Genomic DNA, 21,271 nt, shown 5'->3' with positions numbered 1-21,271 from the left:
TCAGGTCGGTACCCAATCCACGTATATCAGAGTGATCTACCGTCGCATCAGCCGTCCGTGTTCTGTTCCAAGGGCATGCTGCAGCACACAAATCATGAATCAGTCACAAGTCGTAGTTGACAGGTCAATCCATATCAGGCGGTCGATCAGGCGCTGATAGGCATCGATCGCCGGCTCGATCGCGAATTCCGCCGCGCGCGTTTGCAACGCCCGCCGGTCCGGCGGCTCGGCGAGCGCAGCGCATAGCGCCTCGCCCATCGCCCGTTCATCACCGACCGGCACCAAGCGGCCAAGACGACCGTCTTCGAGAATTTCTCGCGGCCCGCTCGGGCAATCCGTGGCCACCACCGGACATCCGCAGGCCATCGCCTCGATCAACGCAACCGGCAGGCCTTCGACCCGGGAGGACAAGGCGAATACAGCCGCGTGGGCCATGTGCCCCTGTGGCTCATCGACCCAGCCCGGCAGCGCCACGGCATCCGCAATGCCGAGCCGCCGCGCGCGTTGTTCCAAACGTGAGCGCTCCGGTCCTTCCCCGAGGATCATCAGCCGCAACGCACATCCCCGGCTACGCGCGCTTGCAACGGCCTCGATGAGCATCGCGAAGTCTTTTTCCGGGGCAAGACGCCCGGCGGCAAGCACGACGGGTTCCGTCTGCGCCGGTGCGAACCAGGCATGATCCGGCGATGGCGCGTCGTTTTTCAGGTCGGCCGGGTCTACCACCGGGTTATGGATGACCTCGATTCGACTCGCGGAAAGCCTGGCTTCGCGCGCCACATCGGCAGCCACTCCGCGCGAGACGGCGATCAGCGCGTCGGCGGCGGGATAAAGACGACGCATCAGATGCCGCCGATACCGCAGCGCGCGATAGGCGTGTGCGTCGCGGCGGAAAGCATCAAGCCGAGCCGAGAGCGTGCTGTGTTCTGCAATGACGGTTCGAACCGGATGTTTGGCCAGCCGCGCCGCCCAGATCTCGAGAAACGGCACACGGCCGGCCGCCGCGATCATCACATCCGGCTTGGTCCGCTCGATGTAATCGACCAGGCTCGACAGGCGCCGCAACGGAATGTAGCGGCTTTTCGGCGTCAGCATGCGAATGGCCTGCGCCAGCCCTTCCCGGGGCCAGCCTCGAAGCAGCCGGCGGCATGCGCGCCACTTGCCGCCCGACTCCAGCCCGACGACTCGGACGCTTGCGGGTATCCGCGCCAGGTAATCGCCCTGTTTTCGTTCCAGCACCAAGTCGACCGCATAGCCGCGCGCGATCAGCCCACGCATCAAGCATAGCGTGACCCGCTCAAGACCGCCGCCTGCAAAAGCGGAAAGATAGAACGCGACACGAACCGGGGGCGCCTGCTCAACGACCACGCCGCGCCCACGCCGACTGCGCCCGACCCGGCGAGGTTTGCAAATAGATTCCGGCCAGATGCCGCGCGGCGAAAAATTCGCGCCACGCAGCCCATCCGGCCGGACCGGAAGCCGTTTTGTGGCAGACAAACGCCCAGCGCGCAACCACGATCCGCGAAAAAGCCGGCTCCGGATAGCGACCCCGGCGCGCGTTCGCGGCGAGCAGCCGTTCGATCCAGTCTCGCGCCCAGCGTACGAACTCGATGTCGAGTTCGCCGCCATTGAGCTCTTGAAACAAGCGGCGTCCCTTGAACTTGAACAGAAGATCGTGACGGGCCACATCGCTGGCGTCGAAATCCACACCGAGTTCGGCCAGTTGACGGGCCTGAAGGCGGTGGCGCGCAGCGCGCATCTGTTCAACTTTCGCCGAAGTCGCCTGCGTGGCGTGCTGACGATAAAGAGTCAGAGCTTGGGGCAGCACCGCGAACCGCTGTTCACAAGCCATTCGAACGAATTGCTCGTAATCCTGCGCCACCGGAAAATCAAGATCGTAGCCGTACGCCTTCAGCACGGCGCTACGAGCCATCATCGTGGGCTGCAGAATCGGGCAGCTGAAAAGCATTTCCACAGCGATGTCGTCCGGTTCGAACCATTGCCGACGGCGCCGGTCGATCGGCAGTGCCCGCCCTTCTTCATCGCTTTTTGCGACACGAGTCCCGAGCACCGAGATATCCGGGCGCCGATCCAAAAAGGCGACTTGCTCTTCAAGCCGATCCGGCATGCAGACATCATCGGCGTCCAGCAGCGCGATGTATTCGCCGCGTGCCATTTCGAGACCGCGGTTGCGGGTCCACGGCGTGCCGCGATTGCTATCGTTGTACTCGATACGGACACGCGCGTCGCCCGCGTAACGATCAAGCACCGCGGATGTGTTGTCGGTCGAGCCGTCGTCGATAATGAGCAGCTCGAAATCGGACCACGTCTGCGACAGCACGCTCTCTATCGCTTGAGCAATATAGCGCTCGGCATTGAATGCCGGAATGAAAACGCTGACTCGTGGCGCGCTTGGCGTATTCTGCATGCGGTTTTCCCAGTAACTGGTTATTTGGCGCTAGCATGCCCGCGCGATGTGGGCTGTCTTGCCGATGATCATTCTTGCACGCCGTTCGCCTGCACAAGACGCTCCGATGCACTTCGGGCCGCTTTACAGGCGGCCGAAATATCCACCGAAGGCTCTCTCGAAATGTTCGTAACGATACTGAATTGCGCCACCGTCGTCATTGCGCTCTTTACGCTGGCCATGGTGTTTAAAACTCGAGCTGAGCAGGAGAAACTTAGGCGCCGCCAGAAAAGAGCCGAAACAAGGCATGCGGCCGTACTCATGAACGAGTTTCGACAAATCGCTGCATTTCTGGAACTTCGAGACCTGCTGCAGCCTGTCCGGCCTTTGCCCATGCTAAGAGAATGGGCGATTTCACCGGATTTCGGCCTACTTCTCGTTGATTTGATTGATGAGCACAGGCCGCGCGTCATCGTCGAATTCGGGGGCGGCAGTTCCACCCTGGTGTGCGCTTACCGAGCCTCCCAGGCCACTAATTGCGGGATTCATTCCTACGACCATGACGACTCGTTCGCACAGCGCACTCGCGAACAACTGCAGAAACACGGCCTCGACTCCCACGCCGAAATCCATTACGAGCCCTTGCGGCCCTCGCAATTTTTGGACGACGCCGGCGAAGTTATCGAATGGTATGGCGGCGGCTCTATCGAGAACCTGCCGGCCGATATCGACATGATCGTGGTCGACGGCCCGCCGAGCCACTTGAACCCTTGGGCGCGCTACCCATCGTTGCCGGCAGTATACGACAAGCTTTCGCCCGATTGCTTGCTGATATTGGACGATGCCGCGCGCAAGAGCGAGCAGCAGGTCGTGGAACGCTGGCTCAAGGAGTTCCCGGAATTTCGGCTCCAATCCCCATCGACGGAGAAAGGCGCGGCCGTGCTGGTGCGCGGTTCCCGCTCCATAAGCATCTGACCTGCCCCCCAACAAAAAAGCCCCGCGCGAGGCGGGGCTTCTTCTGGCTCGCATTGGGCGAGACGGCATACTACATCATGCCGCCCATACCACCCATGCCGCCCATACCGCCCATGTCGGCGCCGCCCTTGTCGTTATCGTCCGGGATGTCGGCAATGGAGGCTTCCGTGGTCAGCAGCAGGCTGGCGATGGAGGCCGCGTTCTGCAGCGCGGTACGGCTGACCTTGGTCGGGTCGAGAATGCCCATTTTGACCATGTCGCCGTACTCGCCGGTGGCCGCGTTGTAGCCGTAGTTACCTTCCTTGGAAAGCACTTCGTTGACCACCACGGACGGCTCGGCGCCGCTGTTGTGCACGATCTGGCGCAGCGGCTCTTCGACCGCACGACGCAGGATGCTGATACCGGTATCCTGATCCTGATTGGCGCCCTTGATTTTCTCGATCGCCTTGAGGGCGCGCAGGAAAGCCACGCCGCCGCCGGGCACGATACCTTCTTCGACCGCCGCGCGGGTGGCGTGCAGGGCGTCTTCGACGCGGGCCTTCTTCTCTTTCATCTCGACTTCGGTGGCGGCCCCGACCTTGATCAGCGCCACGCCGCCGGCGAGCTTGGCTACGCGTTCCTGCAGCTTCTCCTTGTCGTAGTCCGAGGAAGAGTCCTCGATCTGAGCGCGGATCTGCTTGATGCGCGACTCGATGTCGGAGTTTCCGCCCTTGCCATCGATGATGGTGGTGTTTTCCTTGGAGATCTGGACCTTGTTGGCCTCACCCAGATGCTCGAGCGTGGCGCCTTCCAGCGTCATGCCGAGATCTTCGGAGATCACCTGACCGCCGGTCAAAACGGCCATGTCTTCCAGCATCGCCTTGCGACGATCGCCGAAGCCGGGCGCCTTGACGGCGGCGACCTTGACGATGCCGCGCATGTTGTTGACCACCAGCGTAGCCAGCGCTTCACCCTCGACGTCTTCGGAGACGATCACCAGCGGACGGTTCTGCTTGGCGACGTTCTCCAGCAGCGGCAGCATGTCGCGGATGTTGGAGATCTTTTTGTCGTGCAGCAGGATATAGGGGTTGTCCAGCTCGGCCGTCATCGTCTGGTTGTCGGTGACGAAGTACGGCGAGAGGTAACCGCGATCGAACTGCATGCCTTCGACGACGTCCAACTCGTTGTACAGGCTGGAACCTTCCTCGACCGTGATCACGCCTTCCTTGCCGACTTTGTTCATGGCGTCGGCGATGATCTTGCCGATCTCCTCGTCGGAGTTGGCCGAAATCGAGCCGACCTGGGCGATCGCTTTTTCGTCGTCGCAGGGCTTGGACAAACGGGCCAGTTCCTCGACCGCCGCGTCGACCGCCTTGTCGATGCCGCGCTTCAAGTCCATCGGGTTCATGCCCGCGGAGACGGCCTTCACGCCTTCGCGCACGATGGCCTGGGCCAAAACCGTGGCGGTGGTGGTGCCGTCGCCGGCGATGTCGGAGGTCTTGGAAGCGACTTCCTTGACCATCTGAACGCCCATATTCTCGAACTTGTCGTCGAGCTCGATTTCCTTGGCGACGGAGACACCGTCCTTGGTGATGGTCGGCGCGCCGAAGCTCTTGTCGAGCACCACGTTGCGACCCTTCGGGCCCAGCGTGACCTTCACCGCGTTGGCCAGGGTGTTGACACCGCGGACCAGACGCTGACGCGCGTCTTCGCCGAAACGTACTTCCTTAGCAGCCATTGCTAGTTATCCTTAATTCGTTGATTGGTGGTTGACCGATGGATGCGCCAGACGGGCCGTTAAGCCAGCACCGCCAGGATGTCGTCCTCGCGCATCACGACGACTTCGTCGCCGTCGACCTTGATCTCGGTCCCCGAGAACTTGCCGAACATCACCTTGTCGCCGACCTTGACTTCGGGCTTGCGGATCTCGCCGTTGTCCAGCGGTTTGCCATTGCCGACCGCGACCACTTCGCCGCGCTGCGGCTTTTCGGCCGCCGAATCGGGAATGACGATACCTCCGGCCGTCTTCTGCTCTTCTTCGATCCGCTTGATTACGATGCGGTCATGTAGAGGACGGATATTCATGCCACCCTTCTCCTCGAAACTGTGAAGGTTGTTGATTGGAAAAAGCCCCAGCGGCTCATTGCCGCCACCATGATTGCCGGTTGGCAATCTTGATCACCGCCATTGATGCGGGCTCCCAAAGCCCTTTCAAGAGCCGGCGCGTAAATTTTTAACAGTCGGACAGCGCCGAGAAAGCGAAACGATTTCTTGTTGGAATCGAACTGAGGCAGTATCGTTCAACACGCATCGCATCATGCCGGGCCGCGTGCCCGGTGATCCCGGAGGTTTCATGGCCGAGTCCACAATGCGTCGCGTCGCCATCGTCGGCGGCGCCCGGATTCCCTTCTGTCGTGCCAACACGGCGTATGCTCATCAATCCAATCAGGATCTGCTGACCGCCACTTTCAAGGCGCTGTCGGAAAAATACGGCTTGGCCGGCGAGCGCATCGGCGAGGTCGCCGCCGGCGCCGTGCTCAAGCGCTCCCGCGATTTCAATCTGACGCGCGAGGCCGTGCTCGGCACCGATCTGGACCCGCATACGCCGGCCTTCGATGTCCAGCAAGCCTGCGGCACCAGCCTGGAAACCACGATCCTAATCGCCAACAAGATCGCCATGGGCCAGATGGAGTCCGGCATTGCGGGCGGCACCGACACCACGTCGGATGCGCCGGTCGCGGTCAACGAGGATCTGCGCCGGATTCTGCTCGACATCAACCGCGCAAGATCCGGTGGCGAACGCGCCCGGCTGCTCGCCAAACTCCGGCCCCGCCATCTGGTGCCGAACCTGCCGGACGTGACCGAGCCGCGCACCGGCATGTCGATGGGCGAACACTGCGAACTCATGGCCAAGGAGTGGAAGATATCGCGCCGCGCCCAGGATGAACTGGCACTCGCCAGCCATAAGAACGCGGCCCAGGCCTATGCCGACGGTTTCTACGACGACCTGGTCTTTCCCTACCTCGGCGTCGAACGCGATAACAACCTGCGGCCGGACACGGACATGGCGCAGCTGTCCAAGCTCAAGCCATCCTTCGACAAGGACAACGGCACGCTGACCGCCGGCAACTCCACACCGCTGACCGACGGAGCCTCGAGCGTACTGTTGGCCAGCGAAGCATGGGCGAAGGCGCGCGGGCTACCGATTCTGGCCTACTTTACGCCCTATGCGCGTACCGCCGCGGTGGACTACGTCGACGGCGGCGAAGGGCTGCTCATGGCGCCGACCTACGCCGTACCCGATATGCTCGACGCGGCCGGCCTGACGCTGGCCGATTTCGATTTCTACGAGATCCACGAGGCGTTCGCCGCCCAGGTGCTATGCACACTCAAGGCCTGGGAGTCGAAGAAATACTGCGTCGAGCGCCTGGGCCGCACCGAGCCGCTCGGCTCGATCGATATGTCCAAGCTCAACATCAAGGGTTCTTCGGTCGGCCTCGGTCATCCGTTCGCGGCCACCGGCGGGCGCATCGTGGCGACGCTGGCCAAGATCCTGGACGAGGCCGGCTCGGGCCGCGGGCTGATCTCGATCTGCGCCGCCGGGGGCCAGGGAGTCACCGCGATACTTGAAAAATAAGCGCACCGCGTGTTGCAAAGCGGCCGCAGGACCGGCCGTACGCTTCGTCGCTTCGATTAGGCCCGCCCGGATTCTGCCGCAGCGCCGCTCGGTTTCCGGGCGGCGCTTGTATCCGCGAACGATTGCCCCGACGTAGCAAAAACTTGAGACGATAGCGAGCACCGATAATGAATCGCGACGACCCCGCCCCCGTCGGCGTCCTATTCACGAACCTGGGCAGCCCGGACGATGCGTCGACACCCGCGGTCCGTCGCTATCTGCGCGAGTTTTTAAGCGATCGCCGGGTGATCGATTTGAACCGCGCGGCGTGGTTGCCGATTCTGTACGGCATCATTCTCACCTTCCGGCCGAGCCGGTCGGCCCGAAGCTATCGCTCGATCTGGATGGACGAGGGCTCGCCGCTGATCGTCTACGCCCGGCGCCAGGCCGCCGGTATTCAAGCCCGTCTGGAGGCCCAGCTGTCCCGGCCGATCCATGTGGCGCTCGGCATGCGCTACGGCAATCCCTCGATCGAGTCGGCCCTGGAAGAGTTGCACGCCGCCGGCTGCCGGAAAGTGCTCGTCTTCCCGGCGTACCCGCAGTATTCGGCCACCACCGTGGCCACGACTTTCGACAAGGTGAGCGAGGTGCTGGAAGACTGGCCGGAGCCGCCGGCCCTGCGCCAGATCAACCGCTACCACGACGATCCGGGCTATATCGCGGCGCTGGCGAACTCGGTGCGCGAACACTGGGCCGCGCACGGCCGGGCCGACAAGCTGGTGATCTCATTCCACGGCATCCCCAAGCGCTACGTGAAACAGGGCGATCCTTATCCGCGCGACTGCGGCATTACCGCGCAGCTGCTGGCGGCGGAACTGGGCCTGTCGCGCAACCAATACAAGGTCTGCTTCCAGTCGCGTTTCGGCCGCGAGCCCTGGCTCCAGCCGTATCTCGACCAGACCATGAAGGCTTGGGGCGCGGACCCGGCGATTAACACCGTGGATGTGATCTGCCCCGGTTTTTCGGCCGACTGTCTGGAAACGCTGGAAGAAATCCGCGAGGAAAACCGCGGCTACTTCGAACAAGCCGGCGGCGAGTCGTTGCGGTATATTCCTGCGCTCAACGACCGCGACGATCATATCGAAATGTTCGCGCGTTTAATTCGCGAGGAGTTGGCCGGCTGGGTGTGACCCATCGGGCCCTTCCTTGCGCCATTGATTGCCGACTCACGGAGCATACCCATGCACTGGCTCGCCACCTTCGGTCTCGACTACGGCCTGTTTTTGGCCGAGGCCGCCACCGTGGTCGCCGCGATCGCCGTCGTGGTGATCGTGCTGACGTCCAGCGCGCTCAGCCTGCGGCGCGAGAAGAGCCGACGGCTGACGGTCGAGCGCGTCAACGACCGGCTCGATCGCATGGCCGACACGCTGTCCGACGCCCTGCTCAACAACGCCGAAAAGAAGGCCCGCGCCAAGCAGCGCAAGAAAGAAGCCAAGCAAAAGGCCAAGGCCGAAAAGCTGGGCAAGAAACATGCGCCGCGGCGTTTGTTCGTGCTCGACTTCGACGGCGATATCCGGGCCTCGGCGGTCGACGGGCTGCGCGAATCGATCAACGCCCTGCTCCAGGTCGCCGAATCCGATGACGAAGTACTGCTGCGCCTGGAATCCGGTGGCGGCATGGTCCACAGCTACGGCCTGGCCGCGTCACAGCTCAAACGGCTGCGCGACGCCGGCATCCGGCTGACCGTGTCGGTGGATCGCGTAGCGGCCAGCGGTGGTTACATGATGGCCTGCGTGGGCGATCGCATCGTCGCCGCGCCGTTCGCCATCGTCGGCTCGATCGGGGTGGTCGCCCAACTGCCGAACTTTCACCGCTTGTTGTCCGACAAGCACATCGATTTCGAGATGCATACCGCCGGCGACCATAAGCGCACACTCACCGTATTCGGCGAGAATACGCAAGCCGGCCGCGAGAAATTCCGCGAAGAACTGGAAGACACCCATGTTCTGTTCAAGCGCTTCGTGGCCGAGCATCGGCCCGGTCTTGATGTCGATGCCGTGGCCACCGGCGAGCACTGGTACGCCAGTCAGGCCCTCGAGCGACGCCTGGTCGACGAGATTGCCACCAGCGACGACGTAATGCTCGCCGCCGCGCGCGCGGAACGCGACGTGTTCACGATCGCGACTCGCTCACCCCGGGGGCTGATGGCCAGACTGACCGGACAAACCGGCCGCGCGATCGCAAAAACCATTCACGAGCAAGGGCTTACCCGCGCCGAAATCGGGACCTCCCGGTATTGATCCCGAACTCCATGAAACTCGTGGGCCGACTGGCGGTCACAGGGCTGGGGACGTGGCCGGCACCATCGGCCGTTTGGTAATACCGACGAGTAAGGACCTATGACACAACTCGCATCTCTGCGCTATCGCGCCTTCTTCATTCTGATCCTGGCGCTGTTGGCTACGAGCGCCCAGGCTACCGTGCCCAGCGGCATGCTCTCCGGCAAAAACCCGTCGTTACATCCGATGCTAAAAGGCGTATTGCCGGCTGTGGTGAACGTGGTCGTGACCGGCGAAGCGCAACAGATGCCGCGCAATCCGCTGTTCAACGATCCGTTCTTCCGGCAGTTCTTCAATGCACCGCGACAGCAGCCGCAGGTGCGTCATCCCACGGCGATCGGCTCCGGCGTGATCGTCGATGCGGACAAGGGCTATATCGTGACCAATTATCACGTGGTCAAGGATGCGCAGAAGATCGAGGTTCGCCTCAAGGACAACCGGGAGTTCAAGGCCGAGATCGTGGGCACCGATCCGGCAACCGACCTGGCGGTAATCCAGATCAAGGCCGATAATCTAACCGAACTCAAGCTCGCCGATTCGGACAAGCTCCAGGTCGGTGACTTCGTGGTCGCCGTCGGCAACCCATTCGGTCTACGCCAAACCGTAACCTCGGGTATCGTCAGTGGCCTGGGCCGTCACATCGGCAGCCCGAGCGGCGCAAGCGGCAATCTGTACCAGAACTTCATCCAGACCGATGCCTCGATCAACCCGGGCAATTCGGGCGGCGCCCTGCTCAACCTCAAGGGCCAACTGGTCGGCATCAACAGCGAAATCCTGTCGAAGACCGGCGGCAATATCGGCATCGGCTTTGCTATTCCGTCGAACTTGGTCAAGTCGGTTTATCAACAACTCGTCAAGTACGGCACGGTCAAGCGCGGCATGCTGGGCGTGGTCGGCCAGAACCTCACCCCCGAATTGGCCAAGGCCTTCGGTCTGAAGGTCGACCAGGGGGTCGTGATCGCCCAGGTCATGCCGAACTCGCCGGCGGCCGAGGCGGGCATCAAACAGCGTGACGTGATCACCCAGGTCAACGGAGAGCCGATCGACAACTTCTCCGATCTCAAGAACGCCATCGGGCTGCGTTCGCCGGGCGACAAGGTCACGATCACGCTGTTGCGCGACGGCGAGCAAAAACAGGTTCACGCCACGCTCGCCAAGGCATCGTCCATGACCGGTGTCGGCGGTGTCACCACCGGGGGCGCATTGAACGAGAACCTGGCCGGCGCCCAGTTTGGCCCGTTGACCGACGACAACCCGTTGGCCGGCGAAGTCCAGGGCATCGAAGTGACCGACGTTCAGCCCGGCAGTCCCGCGGCTCAAGCGGGCTTGCGGCCGGGCGACGTGATCACGTCGGTCAACCGTCACCCGATCAGCAAGGTATCGCAGCTGCACAAGTTCGCGGGCCCGGACACTGATCAGCTGTTGCTGCACGTCCGACGCGGCCGGGGCGCGATGTTCCTGTTGATCCAGTAGACTGCCGCACCCGATGCGGATCGAGAAAGCCCGGCTCCGCCGGGCTTTCTCTTGTGCGGGACGTTTATAAAACTACTGCGCTTGTCATTTCGGGCCCGGCCGGTGCTCGAATCGCTTGTGTGCGCGACGTTCCGCGAGCGCTCGTCCGGGAAGCCGTTTGGTCCGTCCCGGTGGCATCGCTATACTCGAACGAGTTGCAGGAGCCCGTCATGAGTCAGTTCGATCTCGCCGAATTCGAAGCGCAGGTCCATGCCCTGCTGGCCGCGCATCGCCGTCTGCAGGCGAATTACGATGCGCTCAAGGCCGCTCACGAGGCACAAACCCAGCGTCATCGCGAGATTCGCGAACGTTTGAACGGCGTGATCGAGCGTATTCGCGCCCTCGAAACCGAAGCCAATAACGCCTGAGCCTGTTCAAAGACAGCGTTTATGATTAACTCGAAACTCGGATCGGGCAGGGACAGGCCAACCTCTGGGACCCCGATGGGGGCGTGACCAATGGCACGGGCAAAATCATGGGTACAGACAAGACACAGACGGCACTGACGGTGCGCATTCTCGGCCGGGACTACTCCGTGGCCTGCCCGGAAGGCGAACGCGAGGCGCTGCTGCGTTCGGCCGAGCATCTGTCCCGGCGCATGGGCGCGATCCAGCGTCAGGGCAAGACGCTGGGCACCGAACGCATCGCCATCATGGCCGCGCTCAACATCGCCCGCGACCTGCTCGATCTACAGCGCCATGTCGAGCGCCGGGCCGCGGGGCTGGCCGATAGCGACGAAGAGATGGCCGAACGCCTGTCCCAGCTCCAGTTGCGGATCGAATCGGCGCTGGATTCCTCCGGCTGACGCGTCGGCGCCGTTTGTCAGCACCCGGGCCACGGCGTACCATACTGGTGCCGGCATTCCTGCGGTGTTCGACGGTCTCCCGGTTCCCTTGAGCCTAATTACCTTACCAGGGGTGGGAACCGGCGCAGGTGAGTACGCCCGCCTTGCTGCGGGAAACCTAATGCGTCGCGGAGCGCCCCACTTGAGCGCTTGTCTCAAGGATAGTGGATGACTGACGGCACGCGCGGGAATGTCGGTTTTCATTTTCCCGATCGTCAGTCCATGGCCCGAGTCGCCGATCAGCGCAAGATCGCTCTGTCCGCCCGCCGGAAGCTGAGCGCCGCTGACCGCCGCCGCGCCGCCCGACTCGCCTGCCGGCGCCTGGCACGACTGCCGGTCATCCGCCGCGCACGCCGGATCGGAATCTACCGCCCACTGGCCAGCGAAATCGATCCGCGCGGCCTAATCGATCTGCTCGGCCCGCGCCCGCCGCGGTTCTATTTTCCTCGTGTGTGCGGCGACACGCTGCGTTTCGTGGCGGCACGCCGCGATCAACGCTGGCGGCGTTCGACGCTCGGCGTGCACGAGCCCGGCGGCTGGAGCCATGCAACCAACACGTTGGACGTGCTGATCATGCCGCTGGTCGGCTTCGACCGGGCGGCGAACCGCATCGGTCTCGGCGGCGGATTCTACGATCGCACGCTGGCACCGGTAAGCCATCTCGCCTATCGCGGCCCAACGCGTATCGGGCTGGCCTTCGAATGCCAGCGTCTAAACGCCATCGAGCCCCGGCCCTGGGACATTAGTCTGACGGCCATCGCGACCGAGCGCCGCGTATACCAACGACGCTGGGCGCACTCGCGGTAGAATCGGTCGGATCGCATTCACCACAAGGCAACACCATGCGCTACTGGCTGATGAAGTCCGAACCGGACGAGTTCAGCATCGAAGACCTGAAAAACCGCCCGCGGCAAACCGAAGGCTGGGACGGAGTTCGCAACTATCAAGCGCGCAACTTCATGCGCGACGACATGAGCGAGGGCGACCTGGCCTTCTTCTACCATTCGAACACCAAAGTGCCGGGCGTGGTTGGCATCATGCGCATTTCGCGCGAAGGCTACCCGGACGACACCGCCTTCGATCCGAAGGACCCACACTACGATCCCAAGTCCGACCCCGACAATCCACGCTGGTATCGCGTGGATGTAACCTACGAACGCGAACTGGATCGCGTGATCCCGCTGTCCGAGATCAAGGATCATGCCGATGAGCTCGAGGGCCTGCCGCTCGTGCGCAAGGGCAACCGGCTGTCGGTCATGCCGATCGAGAAGGAACACTGGGATTTTATTCTCGGGATGGAGAACGCCGACGCGGAATAGCCCGTTCCGCAGCCGCGGCGACGTTTCGCGGATACGGCAACTCAGCGGGTAATATTCGACTTGGGGTTTCGCGCTGCTGCGCGACTCCCTTTCGTTTGCTTGTCCAAACGAAAGGAAGCAAAGGAAAAGACACCCTGTCTTGCGCCTATGCTACGCATCGGTACCCTGCGCGGTTCCGGCCGCAAGAGGGACAGCCGCGAAACTCGCGCCGCTACGCGGCACTCAGACACACGGCCGTCTTTTCCTCTTACGGCCTCCACTGCTCGGCGCTACGCCCAAGGGGGACCCGAATACAGCGCGGGTCCGCCGTGCCGAGGGTGGGCTTGCCTGTATTTAGTCCCGTTACACGGCGACGGAGACGCACAGTGGCGACGGGTGTCCGGCGCACTGCGCCGGTGCGGTCAGCCTGTTTGAGGGCCGCCAAAGCGGCCCGAGTTCTGACCGCATCCCGTCGCCGCGAGCATCGCAGTGCACCGGCGCAGCCGGCGCCGTGTCGGGTGCCCTTTGTTTTGGCTACTTTTATTTGGGCAAACAAATAAAAGTGGCTCGCGCATCAGCGCGAAACCCTAATCCCGATGAGCCTCAAGGATAAGAACTCAAGCACGCGCCTCCGACGACACCCCACGAGCCATCACCTCATCGATACGCGCAGTGACAGCCGCGACCGGAATCAAGGCCATCACCCCCTCGTCATTCTCGATACGGGTGCCCCACTTCAGGCCGTCCGGCGTACTGTCGCGATAGCGCGACGCGGCTTCGGCGAAGTAGTCCACACACAGCTCGCGCGAGCGATAAGCGCCGCTGCGACGCGGATCGGTCGCCGCGTGCAGGCTGATGGTGGCGATGTCCGTGGCATTGGCCATATGCGCCGGCCCGGAATCGGGCGTCAGCAGGATTCGGCCGTGCTCGAATAAGGCCAGCAGTTGCTTGAGGTTGGTCTGTCCGATGAGATCGATCGCCGACTCCTTCATGGCGGCCATGATCGCCTCGCCCATCGCCCGCTCGGCCGGGCTCGGCCCGCCGACGATCACGCAACGCATACCGTGGGCGCGGATCGCGTGATCAGCCACGGCGGCATAGCGCTCGGCCTGCCAGTTGCGCATGCCGTGGCTAGAACACGGGCTGATGAACAGAATCGGGCGCGGATCGCGCGCCACCTCGAGCAGGGCCGCCGCGTGTTGCCGGTCGGTATCGGCGATCGGCACACGCCAGTCGAACACCGGCGTATCGGCGCCGAGTACCGCCGCGAACGCCAGGAAGCCGTCGACCACGTGCCGGCTCGCCACCGGCGCGATCCGCTCGCGCACGAACCATCTCTGGCCGTCGCGCGCGCGGCGCCGGTCGAAGCCGATCCGCCGGTCCGCGGACACCAATAAACTGATCCGATTCGCCCGCCAGCTCGCGTGCATGTCCAGCAGCGCATCGAAACGCCGGCCGGACAACACGCGCTTGAGCGCGGCGATGCCCTCGCGCCCGCCGCGCTTATCGTAGATCAAGCATTCCACGCCGGGCAGATCCGCGACCAATTGGGCCTCGATACGATTGATCACCCAGCAGATCTCGATGTCGGGCCGGGCCGCTTGCAGGGTGTGCACCACCGGCACCACGTTGGCGCAATCGCCCAGCGCGGAAAGCCGCAGAATACAGACGCGCTGAGGCGGTCCCGCCGGCGAACCCCGAACGGCCACGGTCAGTGGCCGATTGTTTTGTGCGTATCGGCTTCGTCGGCATGCGAAGGCGGCGTATCGGCCTCGTATTCGGCCTCGATGAAAACGCGCTTGACGGTCGGGCATTCCTGTTTGATCCGACGGTCCATATCGGCGATAGCGTTTTGTAACTGCTCGCCCGACAGGTCGGACTTGAATCGCAGGCTGATGTTGGCCAGCACGTATTCCGGCCCGATATGCATCGTCGGCACCTCGTTGACCCGGTCCACGGACGGATGCCGTCCCACGATATTCTCGATCTGCTGCACCACGTATCGGTTGGCCGATTCGCCGATCAGAAGCCCCTTGGTCTCGACCGCGAGCCATACCGACGAAAACGCCAGGAGGCAGCCGATACCGATCGAGGCGATGCCGTCGAAGACCTCGAGGCCGGTACTCTGGACCAGAGCCAGGCCGGCGGCCGCGAGCAGGAGACCGCCGATCGCGGCCGTATCCTCGAACAACACGAGAAACTTGTTCGGGTCCTTGCCGCGGCGCACGGCTTCCAGCACGCCCCAACCGCCCTTGACCCGCCGGAATTCGCGGGCCGCGATCAGCCAGCTCGTGCCTTCAAACAATATCGCCAGTCCGAGCACACCGTAGTTGATGTAGGGATGATCAATCGGGTGGGGGTGCATGACTTTTTCCACCCCTTCATAGATCGATACGCCGGCGCCGATCGTGAACAGCAGCACCGCGACCATGAAGCTCCAGAAATAGATCTCCTTGCCGTAGCCGAACGGATATTTCGCGTCCGGCGGTTTTTTCGCGCGGCGCATGCCGTAGAGCAACAACGCCTGGTTACCGGTATCGATCACCGAGTGAATGCCCTCGGCCATCATCGCGGTACTGCCGGTGATGAAAGAAGCCACGAATTTGCTGACCGCGACCAGGAAATTTCCGGTCAGGGCGGCCAGGATCACCGTCTTCGAGTTGGATTCGGACATCGGTCGCTCTTGAACAAAGCTTCAGAGGGTGTTTACAAAACGTAGCGTGCGCCGTCAGTTTGGGCACGCCCGGAGCACAGAAAGCGCAGCGTATGAATAATATGTGAGCATTTCGAGCACGCCACAGGCCGAAATGGCAAGCGCAGTAGTTTTGTAGATACCCTCTCAGCCGGCCTGCAGAAAGCGTTGGTAGACGGGGTTGTCGGTTTCCTCGGCATAGTCGTAGCCAATCGAATCGAGCGCGGCCCGGCAGGCCTCACGATCCTCGGGCGCGACCTGGATGCCCAGCAACACCAGGCCGTGCGCATGACCGTGGTTGCGGTAATGGAACAGCGAAATGTTCCAACGATCGCCCATCGCCTCGAGGAATCGCAGCAGCGCGCCCGGGCGTTCGGGGAACTGCACCCGGAACAGGATCTCCGAACCGGCGCCGGCCGCCCGCCCGCCGACCATATGGCGCACGTGCAGCTTGGCCATCTCGTTGCGCGATATGTCCAGCACGTCGTAGCCGGCCGCGCGCAGCGTATCGATCAGCGCGTCGCGCTCGGCGATGCCGTTGCTGAGCTTGATCCCGGCGAATATCTGCGCGCGCGCCTCGTCGGCGTAGCGATAACCGAACTCGGTCACCGAGCGGTCGCCGATCGTGCGACAGAATTGCAAGAACGCGCCGGGCCGCTCGGGCAGGGTCACCGCCAGCAGCGCCTCGCGCTGCTCGCCGAGTTCCGCGCGCTCGGCGATATAGGACAGCCGGTCGAAATTGACGTTGGCGCCCGAAGTAATGGCCACCAGATGCTCGTTCTCGATGCCGGTTTCGGCGGCATATTTCTTCGCCCCGGCCACCGCCAGCACGCCGGCCGGCTCGGTCAGCGCGCGCGTGTCCTCGTAGACATCGCGGATCGCCGCGCACATTTCATCGATGGACACAGTCATCATTGCGTCCACATGACGCTGGCAAACGCGAAACGTTTCCTCGCCGACCTTCTTCACCGCCACGCCGTCGGCGAACAAGCCCACCTCGTCGAGCGTGACGCGCTCGCCGGCGGCCAGCGACGCGCCCATGCTGGCCGCATCCTCGGGTTCGACGCCGATGACGCGGATATCCGGGCGTACGCTCTTGATATAAGCCGCCACGCCGGCCAGCATGCCGCCGCCGCCCACACAGACGAACACGGCATGGATGGGTTGCGGGTGCTGGCGCACGACCTCCATGCCAATCGTGCCCTGCCCGGCGATCACATGGGGGTCGTCGTAGGGATGGATATAGATCAGTCCGTCGCGCGCCATCAACTCGGCGGCGTGCGCCGCGGCCTCGTCGTAGCCGTCGCCGTGTAACACGATCTCGCCGCCGAAACCGGCCACCGCGCGCACCTTGATCGCCGGCGTGGTGCGCGGCATGACGATCACCGCGCGAATACCGAGATTACGACCGGCCAGCGCCACGCCCTGGGCGTGATTGCCCGCCGAAGCGCAAATCACGCCGCACGCTTTTTCCTCGTCGGTGAGATGCGAGATCTTGTTGTAGGCGCCGCGCAGCTTGAACGAGTGCACCGGCTGCAGGTCCTCGCGCTTCAAGAACAGCCGGTTGCCGAGGCGCTGGCTCAGCTGGGCGGCCTCGACCAGTGGCGTTTCAATCGCCACCTCGTAGACCCGCGCCGCATTGATCCGCTTGAGATATTCGGCATCGCCGACATCGATCGGGCCGGCCGAACCGCCGAGGGCGGTCTGTTTCAGGCTGCTGTTCATGGCGCACACGGCTTGCTAAAGCGCTCCATGCTAAACCTTTGGCGCGCGCCGGACTATGTCGACTCGCCCGTAAGTGCGCGCTTGACGTATCATGCCCGGCACTTGGGGCGGTCGAATACGACCCGGCGAAATCGTCAGGCGCGGCGCGCGCAAGCCGCGACCGAGCCACCGGCGGTCTTCGGCCGCGGCCGCGCGACGGCTTTGAACAGGCGCACCCACAACGCGAGGGGCATGATGCAGAGCATCGTATTCATCGGCGGCGGCAATATGACGACCAGCCTGATCAGCGGGCTACGCAACGCCGGCTGGGCGGGCGACGCCATCACCGTAATCGATCACAACGCCGACAAGCGCGAACGGCTGGCCGGGCAGTACCGGGTCACCACGGCGGCGCGGGCCGAGGCCGCGCATCTGGCCGCCGACGCCGTGGTGCTCGCGGTCAAGCCGCAGGTCATGGCCGAAACCGTGCGTGCGCTGGCGCCGGTCTTCGGCGACGCCCGGCCGCTGATCCTCTCGATCGCCGCGGGCATTCCTCTGGCCGCGCTGCGGGGCTGGCTCGGCGCCGATTTCGCCTATGTCCGCTGCATGCCGAACACGCCGTCGCTGCTGGGCGTCGGCGCGACCGGCCTGTATGCCGATCAGGCCACGACCGCCGAACAGCGCGAGCTGGCCGATACCGTCATGGCCACCGCGGGCCTGAACGCCTGGGTCGACGACGAATCGCTCATCGATGCGGTGATCGCCACCTCGGGCAGCGGCCCGGCCTATTTCTTCGCCTTCATGGAAGCGATGATGGCCGGCGCGCGCGATCTGGGGCTGGATAAGACCGCCGCCCGCGATCTGGTGCTCCAGACCGCATTGGGCGCGGCGCGCATGGCCACCGAGTCCGGCGACGACCCGGGCACGCTGCGCAAGAAAGTCACGTCCAAGGGCGGCACCACCGCCGCCGCGTTGGCGCACTTCGAAGCCGGCGACTTGAACGCGCTCGTGGCCGGCGCCATGCATGCCGCCTCCGATCGCGCTGCCGGGCTCGCCCTAGAGCTGTCCGATTCCGAGTCTTCATGATCAACAACGCCAATAATGCCCTGCTGTTCCTCGTCGATACGGTGTTGTCGCTGTACATCATCGTGGTGCTGCTGCGGGTGATCCTGCAGCTCGTGCACGCCGATTTCATGAACCCGGTCTCCCAGTTCGTCTGGCAGACCACCCGTATGCCGGTGAACGTCCTGCGCCACGCGATTCCGCGCTGGCGCAACTGGGACGTGCCGGCGCTGGTGTTCGGCCTGATCCTGTCCTATATTCTGATTCAGATCGATCTGGCGCTGGGCGCGCCGGGCTTCGGGCCGCAGCTTCTGCCCTCAGTGGCCTGGGCGATCCTCAAGATGATCACCCTGGCCTGCGATCTGTATTTCTTCACCATTCTGATCCAGGCGCTGCTATCGTGGATTTCGCCTAACCGATACACCCCGGCCACCGCGATCCTGTTCACGATCAACGAGCCGCTGCTGCGCCCGGTGCGCGGCGTGATTCCGACCATCGGCGGGCTCGATCTGTCGCCGCTGGTGGTGATTATCGCGCTCGAGGTGGTCTCGCGGCTGCTGCCGCTGCCGGGGCTGTTCCGTTAACGGGCCGTCGCGCATGGAATCGCCCGCCCACTCGATCGGTATCGTCGAGCCCCGAACCCTGCACGTGGACGAGCCGCTGGCGCTCGACTGCGGCAAGCAACTGGCGGGGTTCGATCTGGTCTACGAGACCTACGGCACGCTCAACGCGGACCGCTCCAACGCGGTACTCATTTGCCACGCGCTGTCCGGCAACCATCACGCCGCCGGCTATCACAGCGACGACGACGCCAAGCCGGGCTGGTGGAACAAATGCGTCGGCCCGGGAAAGATGATCGACACCAATCGCTTTTTCGTGGTGTCGCCGGCAAATCTCGGCTGCTACAACGGCTCGACCGGCCCGGGCAGCCCCAATCCGGAAACCGGACGTCATTACGGGCCGGACTTTCCGGTGGTCACCGTCGGCGACTGGGTGCGCTCGCAAAATCTGCTGCGCGAGCATCTCGGCATCCAACGCTGGGCGGCCGCGGTCGGCGGCAGCCTCGGCGGCATGCAGGTCATGCAGTGGTCGATCGACTACCCGGATCGGCTGGCGCACGCGGTGGTGATTGCCTCGGCGCCGAAGCTTTCGGCCCAGAACATCGCTTTCAACGAAATCGCGCGCCAGGCCATCGTCACCGACCCTCAGTTTCACCAGGGCCACTATTACGAGCACGGCGTGGTCCCGCGCCGCGGGCTGATGTTGGCACGCATGCTCGGCCACATCACCTATCTGTCCGACGATGCCATGCGCGCCAAGTTCGGCCGCGATCTCAGAGCCGGCCACATCAACTACGGCTTCGACGTCGAGTTTCAGGTCGAGTCGTATCTGCGCTATCAGGGCGAGTCGTTCGTTACCCGCTTCGATGCGAACACCTACCTGCTGATGACCAAGGCACTGGATTATTTCGATCCGGCCCATGCCACCGGCGGCAACCTGGCCGCGGCCTTCGCGCCCGTCCGCGCGCGCTTTCTGGTGATCTCGTTCACCTCGGACTGGCGCTTCGCGCCAGCCCGATCCCGCGAAATCGTGGATGCGCTGGTCGACGCCGGCAAGCAAGTCGCCTATGCCGAGGTCGAATCCGATCTCGGTCACGACGATTTTCTGCTGACCATGCCGCACTACGTGAACACGATGAAGGCCTACATGAGCCGCGTCGCCGTCGAGGTGGGCGCATGAACACCCAGGACACGCCGACCCGCAACGGCCTGCGCGCGGATCTCGCGCTGATCTCGGACTGGATCGCGCCCGGTACGCGGGTGCTCGATCTCGGCTGCGGCAACGGCGCCCTGCTCGCCCATCTCGAGGCGACCAAAAACGTGCGCGGCTACGGCCTGGAGATCGATCCCGACAACGTCATCGCTTCGATCGCGGCCGGCGTGAACGTGCTCCAGCTCGATCTCGACGCCGGGCTCGGCCAATTCGAGGACGACAGCTTCGACTATGTCGTGATGAGCTCGGCGATCCAGGAAGTCCAGAGCCCGCACACGCTGATCGACGAAATGCTGCGCATCGGCCGGGGCTCGATCGTGACTTTTCCCAACTTCGCGCACTGGCGCATGCGGCTGCGCCTGGCCTGGCACGGCGTGATGCCGTCCTCGCGCGCCCTGCCCAATCGCTGGTACAACACGCCGAACATCCACCTATGCACGGTGCGCGACTTCGAGCAGCTCTGTGCGACCAAGCGGGTCGAGATCGTGCGGCGGCATTTCGTGAATCATGCCCACCGCGCCCACGCCGCGATGCGCGCCGCGCCCAACCTGCTCGGCGAGATCGCCCTATATCAGCTGCGCGGGCGCGGATAGCGCGCGCGCCGCGCCGGCGGGCACTCAGATCGATTCGCCGGTAACCCTGAACTTGGCCTTGAGAAACTGTTCGTGCGGTAGATAGAGCAAGTCCGCCAAATCGCGCAGCAGACCTTCCTCGTGGGCGTCGAGTTCGTTGTCGGCATAAGCGACGCGCCACAGCATTTCGAGCACTTCGCGCTTCTCGCCCACGTCCAGACCGTCGTTGAGTGTCTTGAGATACTCGTAGAGCGAAACGGAGGTGCGCGCCTTCGGGGCCGCCGCATCGATCAGTTCCGCGACCTCGTCGTCCGACAACCCGAAATGCGCCTTGAGCAGGCGACGAATCTCGTCGTATTCGGCCGAGTCGTGGTTGTTGTCGGCGTGAGCCATTTCCAGCAGCAGCACGGCGGCGGCAATCCGCTGAGCGCGTTGCGGATCGCGCGCGCTTGCGTCCTCGGGCTGGATGGCTTCCTTGAGTCGGTCGAACAATCCCATAGC

At 63.7% G+C, this 21,271-nt stretch carries 21 protein-coding genes and 1 other RNA gene; 14 read left to right on the top strand and 8 right to left on the bottom strand.

From position 1 onward, the window contains the following. Positions 1 to 99 precede the first annotated feature (99 nt). A complete protein-coding gene (locus VFJ08_RS12260) occupies positions 100 to 1,365 on the bottom strand; it encodes a glycosyltransferase (RefSeq protein WP_324997501.1) in 1,266 nt (421 codons plus the stop codon). Further along, positions 1,355 to 2,425 (bottom strand): glycosyltransferase family 2 protein, encoded by a 1,071-nt coding sequence (locus tag VFJ08_RS12255; RefSeq protein WP_324997500.1) that lies wholly within the window; start codon positions 2,423 to 2,425, stop codon positions 1,355 to 1,357. Before VFJ08_RS12255 ends, VFJ08_RS12260 begins: the two co-directional genes overlap by 11 nt. On the opposite strand from VFJ08_RS12255, the gene VFJ08_RS12250 reads away from it, so the two are divergent. Continuing rightward, positions 2,351 to 3,379 (top strand): class I SAM-dependent methyltransferase, encoded by a 1,029-nt coding sequence (locus tag VFJ08_RS12250; protein WP_324997499.1) that lies wholly within the window; start codon positions 2,351 to 2,353, stop codon positions 3,377 to 3,379. The two genes, VFJ08_RS12255 and VFJ08_RS12250, sit on opposite strands and share 75 nt — an antisense overlap. A 70-nt stretch (positions 3,380 to 3,449) precedes the next feature. Here VFJ08_RS12250 and groL read toward each other — a convergent pair whose 3' ends face one another. Next, positions 3,450 to 5,096, bottom strand: coding sequence for a chaperonin GroEL (groL, locus tag VFJ08_RS12245; RefSeq protein WP_324997498.1), 1,647 nt, complete (start codon positions 5,094 to 5,096; stop codon positions 3,450 to 3,452). Positions 5,097 to 5,155: 59 nt separating this feature from the next. Beyond that, complete coding sequence (gene groES, locus VFJ08_RS12240; RefSeq protein ID WP_324997503.1) at positions 5,156 to 5,443, bottom strand: co-chaperone GroES; 288 nt, start codon at positions 5,441 to 5,443, stop codon at positions 5,156 to 5,158. Between the two features lie 268 nt (positions 5,444 to 5,711). On the opposite strand from groES, the gene VFJ08_RS12235 reads away from it, so the two are divergent. The 9 genes from VFJ08_RS12235 (at position 5,712) to VFJ08_RS12195 (ending at position 12,988) form a co-directional block, all read left to right on the top strand. After that, positions 5,712 to 6,995 (top strand): acetyl-CoA C-acetyltransferase, encoded by a 1,284-nt coding sequence (locus VFJ08_RS12235; protein WP_324997497.1) that lies wholly within the window; start codon positions 5,712 to 5,714, stop codon positions 6,993 to 6,995. A 167-nt stretch (positions 6,996 to 7,162) separates the two neighbouring features. Further along, positions 7,163 to 8,164 (top strand): ferrochelatase, encoded by a 1,002-nt coding sequence (gene hemH / locus VFJ08_RS12230; protein WP_324997496.1) that lies wholly within the window; start codon positions 7,163 to 7,165, stop codon positions 8,162 to 8,164. A gap of 51 nt (positions 8,165 to 8,215) precedes the next feature. Further along, a complete protein-coding gene (gene sohB, locus VFJ08_RS12225) occupies positions 8,216 to 9,274 on the top strand; it encodes a protease SohB (RefSeq protein WP_324997495.1) in 1,059 nt (352 codons plus the stop codon). Between the two features lie 99 nt (positions 9,275 to 9,373). Next, positions 9,374 to 10,786, top strand: a complete 1,413-nt coding sequence (locus VFJ08_RS12220) for a DegQ family serine endoprotease (protein ID WP_324997494.1) — start codon at positions 9,374 to 9,376, stop codon at positions 10,784 to 10,786. Between the two features lie 209 nt (positions 10,787 to 10,995). Then, entirely contained in the window at positions 10,996 to 11,193 is a 198-nt protein-coding gene (locus VFJ08_RS12215; RefSeq protein WP_324997493.1) for a hypothetical protein, read from the top strand. Positions 11,194 to 11,300: 107 nt separating this feature from the next. Beyond that, positions 11,301 to 11,630, top strand: coding sequence for a cell division protein ZapA (locus VFJ08_RS12210; RefSeq protein WP_324997492.1), 330 nt, complete (start codon positions 11,301 to 11,303; stop codon positions 11,628 to 11,630). Positions 11,631 to 11,683: 53 nt separating this feature from the next. Next, positions 11,684 to 11,864, top strand: a non-coding RNA gene (ssrS, locus tag VFJ08_RS12205) — 6S RNA. 27 nt (positions 11,865 to 11,891) lie between these two features. Continuing rightward, complete coding sequence (locus tag VFJ08_RS12200) at positions 11,892 to 12,476, top strand: 5-formyltetrahydrofolate cyclo-ligase (RefSeq protein ID WP_324997491.1); 585 nt, start codon at positions 11,892 to 11,894, stop codon at positions 12,474 to 12,476. Positions 12,477 to 12,511: 35 nt separating this feature from the next. Next, on the top strand, positions 12,512 to 12,988 hold the full coding sequence (locus tag VFJ08_RS12195; protein WP_324997490.1) for an EVE domain-containing protein: 477 nt from the start codon (positions 12,512 to 12,514) through the stop codon (positions 12,986 to 12,988). Positions 12,989 to 13,584: 596 nt separating this feature from the next. Here the strand turns inward: VFJ08_RS12195 and VFJ08_RS12190 are convergent. The 3 genes from VFJ08_RS12190 to ilvA form a co-directional block, all read right to left on the bottom strand. Then, positions 13,585 to 14,676 (bottom strand): glycosyltransferase family 9 protein, encoded by a 1,092-nt coding sequence (locus tag VFJ08_RS12190; protein WP_324997489.1) that lies wholly within the window; start codon positions 14,674 to 14,676, stop codon positions 13,585 to 13,587. A gap of 2 nt (positions 14,677 to 14,678) precedes the next feature. Beyond that, on the bottom strand, positions 14,679 to 15,641 hold the full coding sequence (locus VFJ08_RS12185; protein ID WP_324997488.1) for a cation diffusion facilitator family transporter: 963 nt from the start codon (positions 15,639 to 15,641) through the stop codon (positions 14,679 to 14,681). Positions 15,642 to 15,806: 165 nt separating this feature from the next. Then, the gene (gene ilvA / locus VFJ08_RS12180) at positions 15,807 to 17,384 is read right to left on the bottom strand and encodes a threonine ammonia-lyase, biosynthetic (protein ID WP_324997487.1); all 1,578 of its coding nucleotides are present in this window, start codon (positions 17,382 to 17,384) and stop codon (positions 15,807 to 15,809) included. Between the two features lie 234 nt (positions 17,385 to 17,618). Between ilvA and proC the strand changes: the two genes are divergently transcribed. Genes proC through metW form a run of 4 tightly spaced genes read left to right on the top strand, consistent with a single transcriptional unit; the run spans position 17,619 to position 20,791 of the window. Continuing rightward, the gene (gene proC / locus VFJ08_RS12175; RefSeq protein WP_324997486.1) at positions 17,619 to 18,449 is read left to right on the top strand and encodes a pyrroline-5-carboxylate reductase; all 831 of its coding nucleotides are present in this window, start codon (positions 17,619 to 17,621) and stop codon (positions 18,447 to 18,449) included. Continuing rightward, a complete protein-coding gene (locus VFJ08_RS12170) occupies positions 18,446 to 19,009 on the top strand; it encodes a YggT family protein (RefSeq protein ID WP_324997485.1) in 564 nt (187 codons plus the stop codon). Before proC ends, VFJ08_RS12170 begins: the two co-directional genes overlap by 4 nt. 13 nt (positions 19,010 to 19,022) lie before the next feature. After that, the gene (metX, locus tag VFJ08_RS12165) at positions 19,023 to 20,165 is read left to right on the top strand and encodes a homoserine O-succinyltransferase MetX (RefSeq protein ID WP_324997484.1); all 1,143 of its coding nucleotides are present in this window, start codon (positions 19,023 to 19,025) and stop codon (positions 20,163 to 20,165) included. Beyond that, complete coding sequence (gene metW, locus VFJ08_RS12160; RefSeq protein WP_349257003.1) at positions 20,162 to 20,791, top strand: methionine biosynthesis protein MetW; 630 nt, start codon at positions 20,162 to 20,164, stop codon at positions 20,789 to 20,791. Before metX ends, metW begins: the two co-directional genes overlap by 4 nt. Before the next feature lie 24 nt (positions 20,792 to 20,815). Here the strand turns inward: metW and VFJ08_RS12155 are convergent, their stop codons facing one another. Next, a complete protein-coding gene (locus VFJ08_RS12155) occupies positions 20,816 to 21,268 on the bottom strand; it encodes a TerB family tellurite resistance protein (protein WP_324997483.1) in 453 nt (150 codons plus the stop codon). Between the last annotated feature and the right edge of the window lie 3 nt (positions 21,269 to 21,271).

It is taken from the genome of Salinisphaera sp., from assembly GCF_035690525.1.
Lineage (GTDB): Bacteria > Pseudomonadota > Gammaproteobacteria > Nevskiales > Salinisphaeraceae > Salinisphaera.
This window is presented reverse-complemented; position numbering and strand designations above follow the sequence as displayed.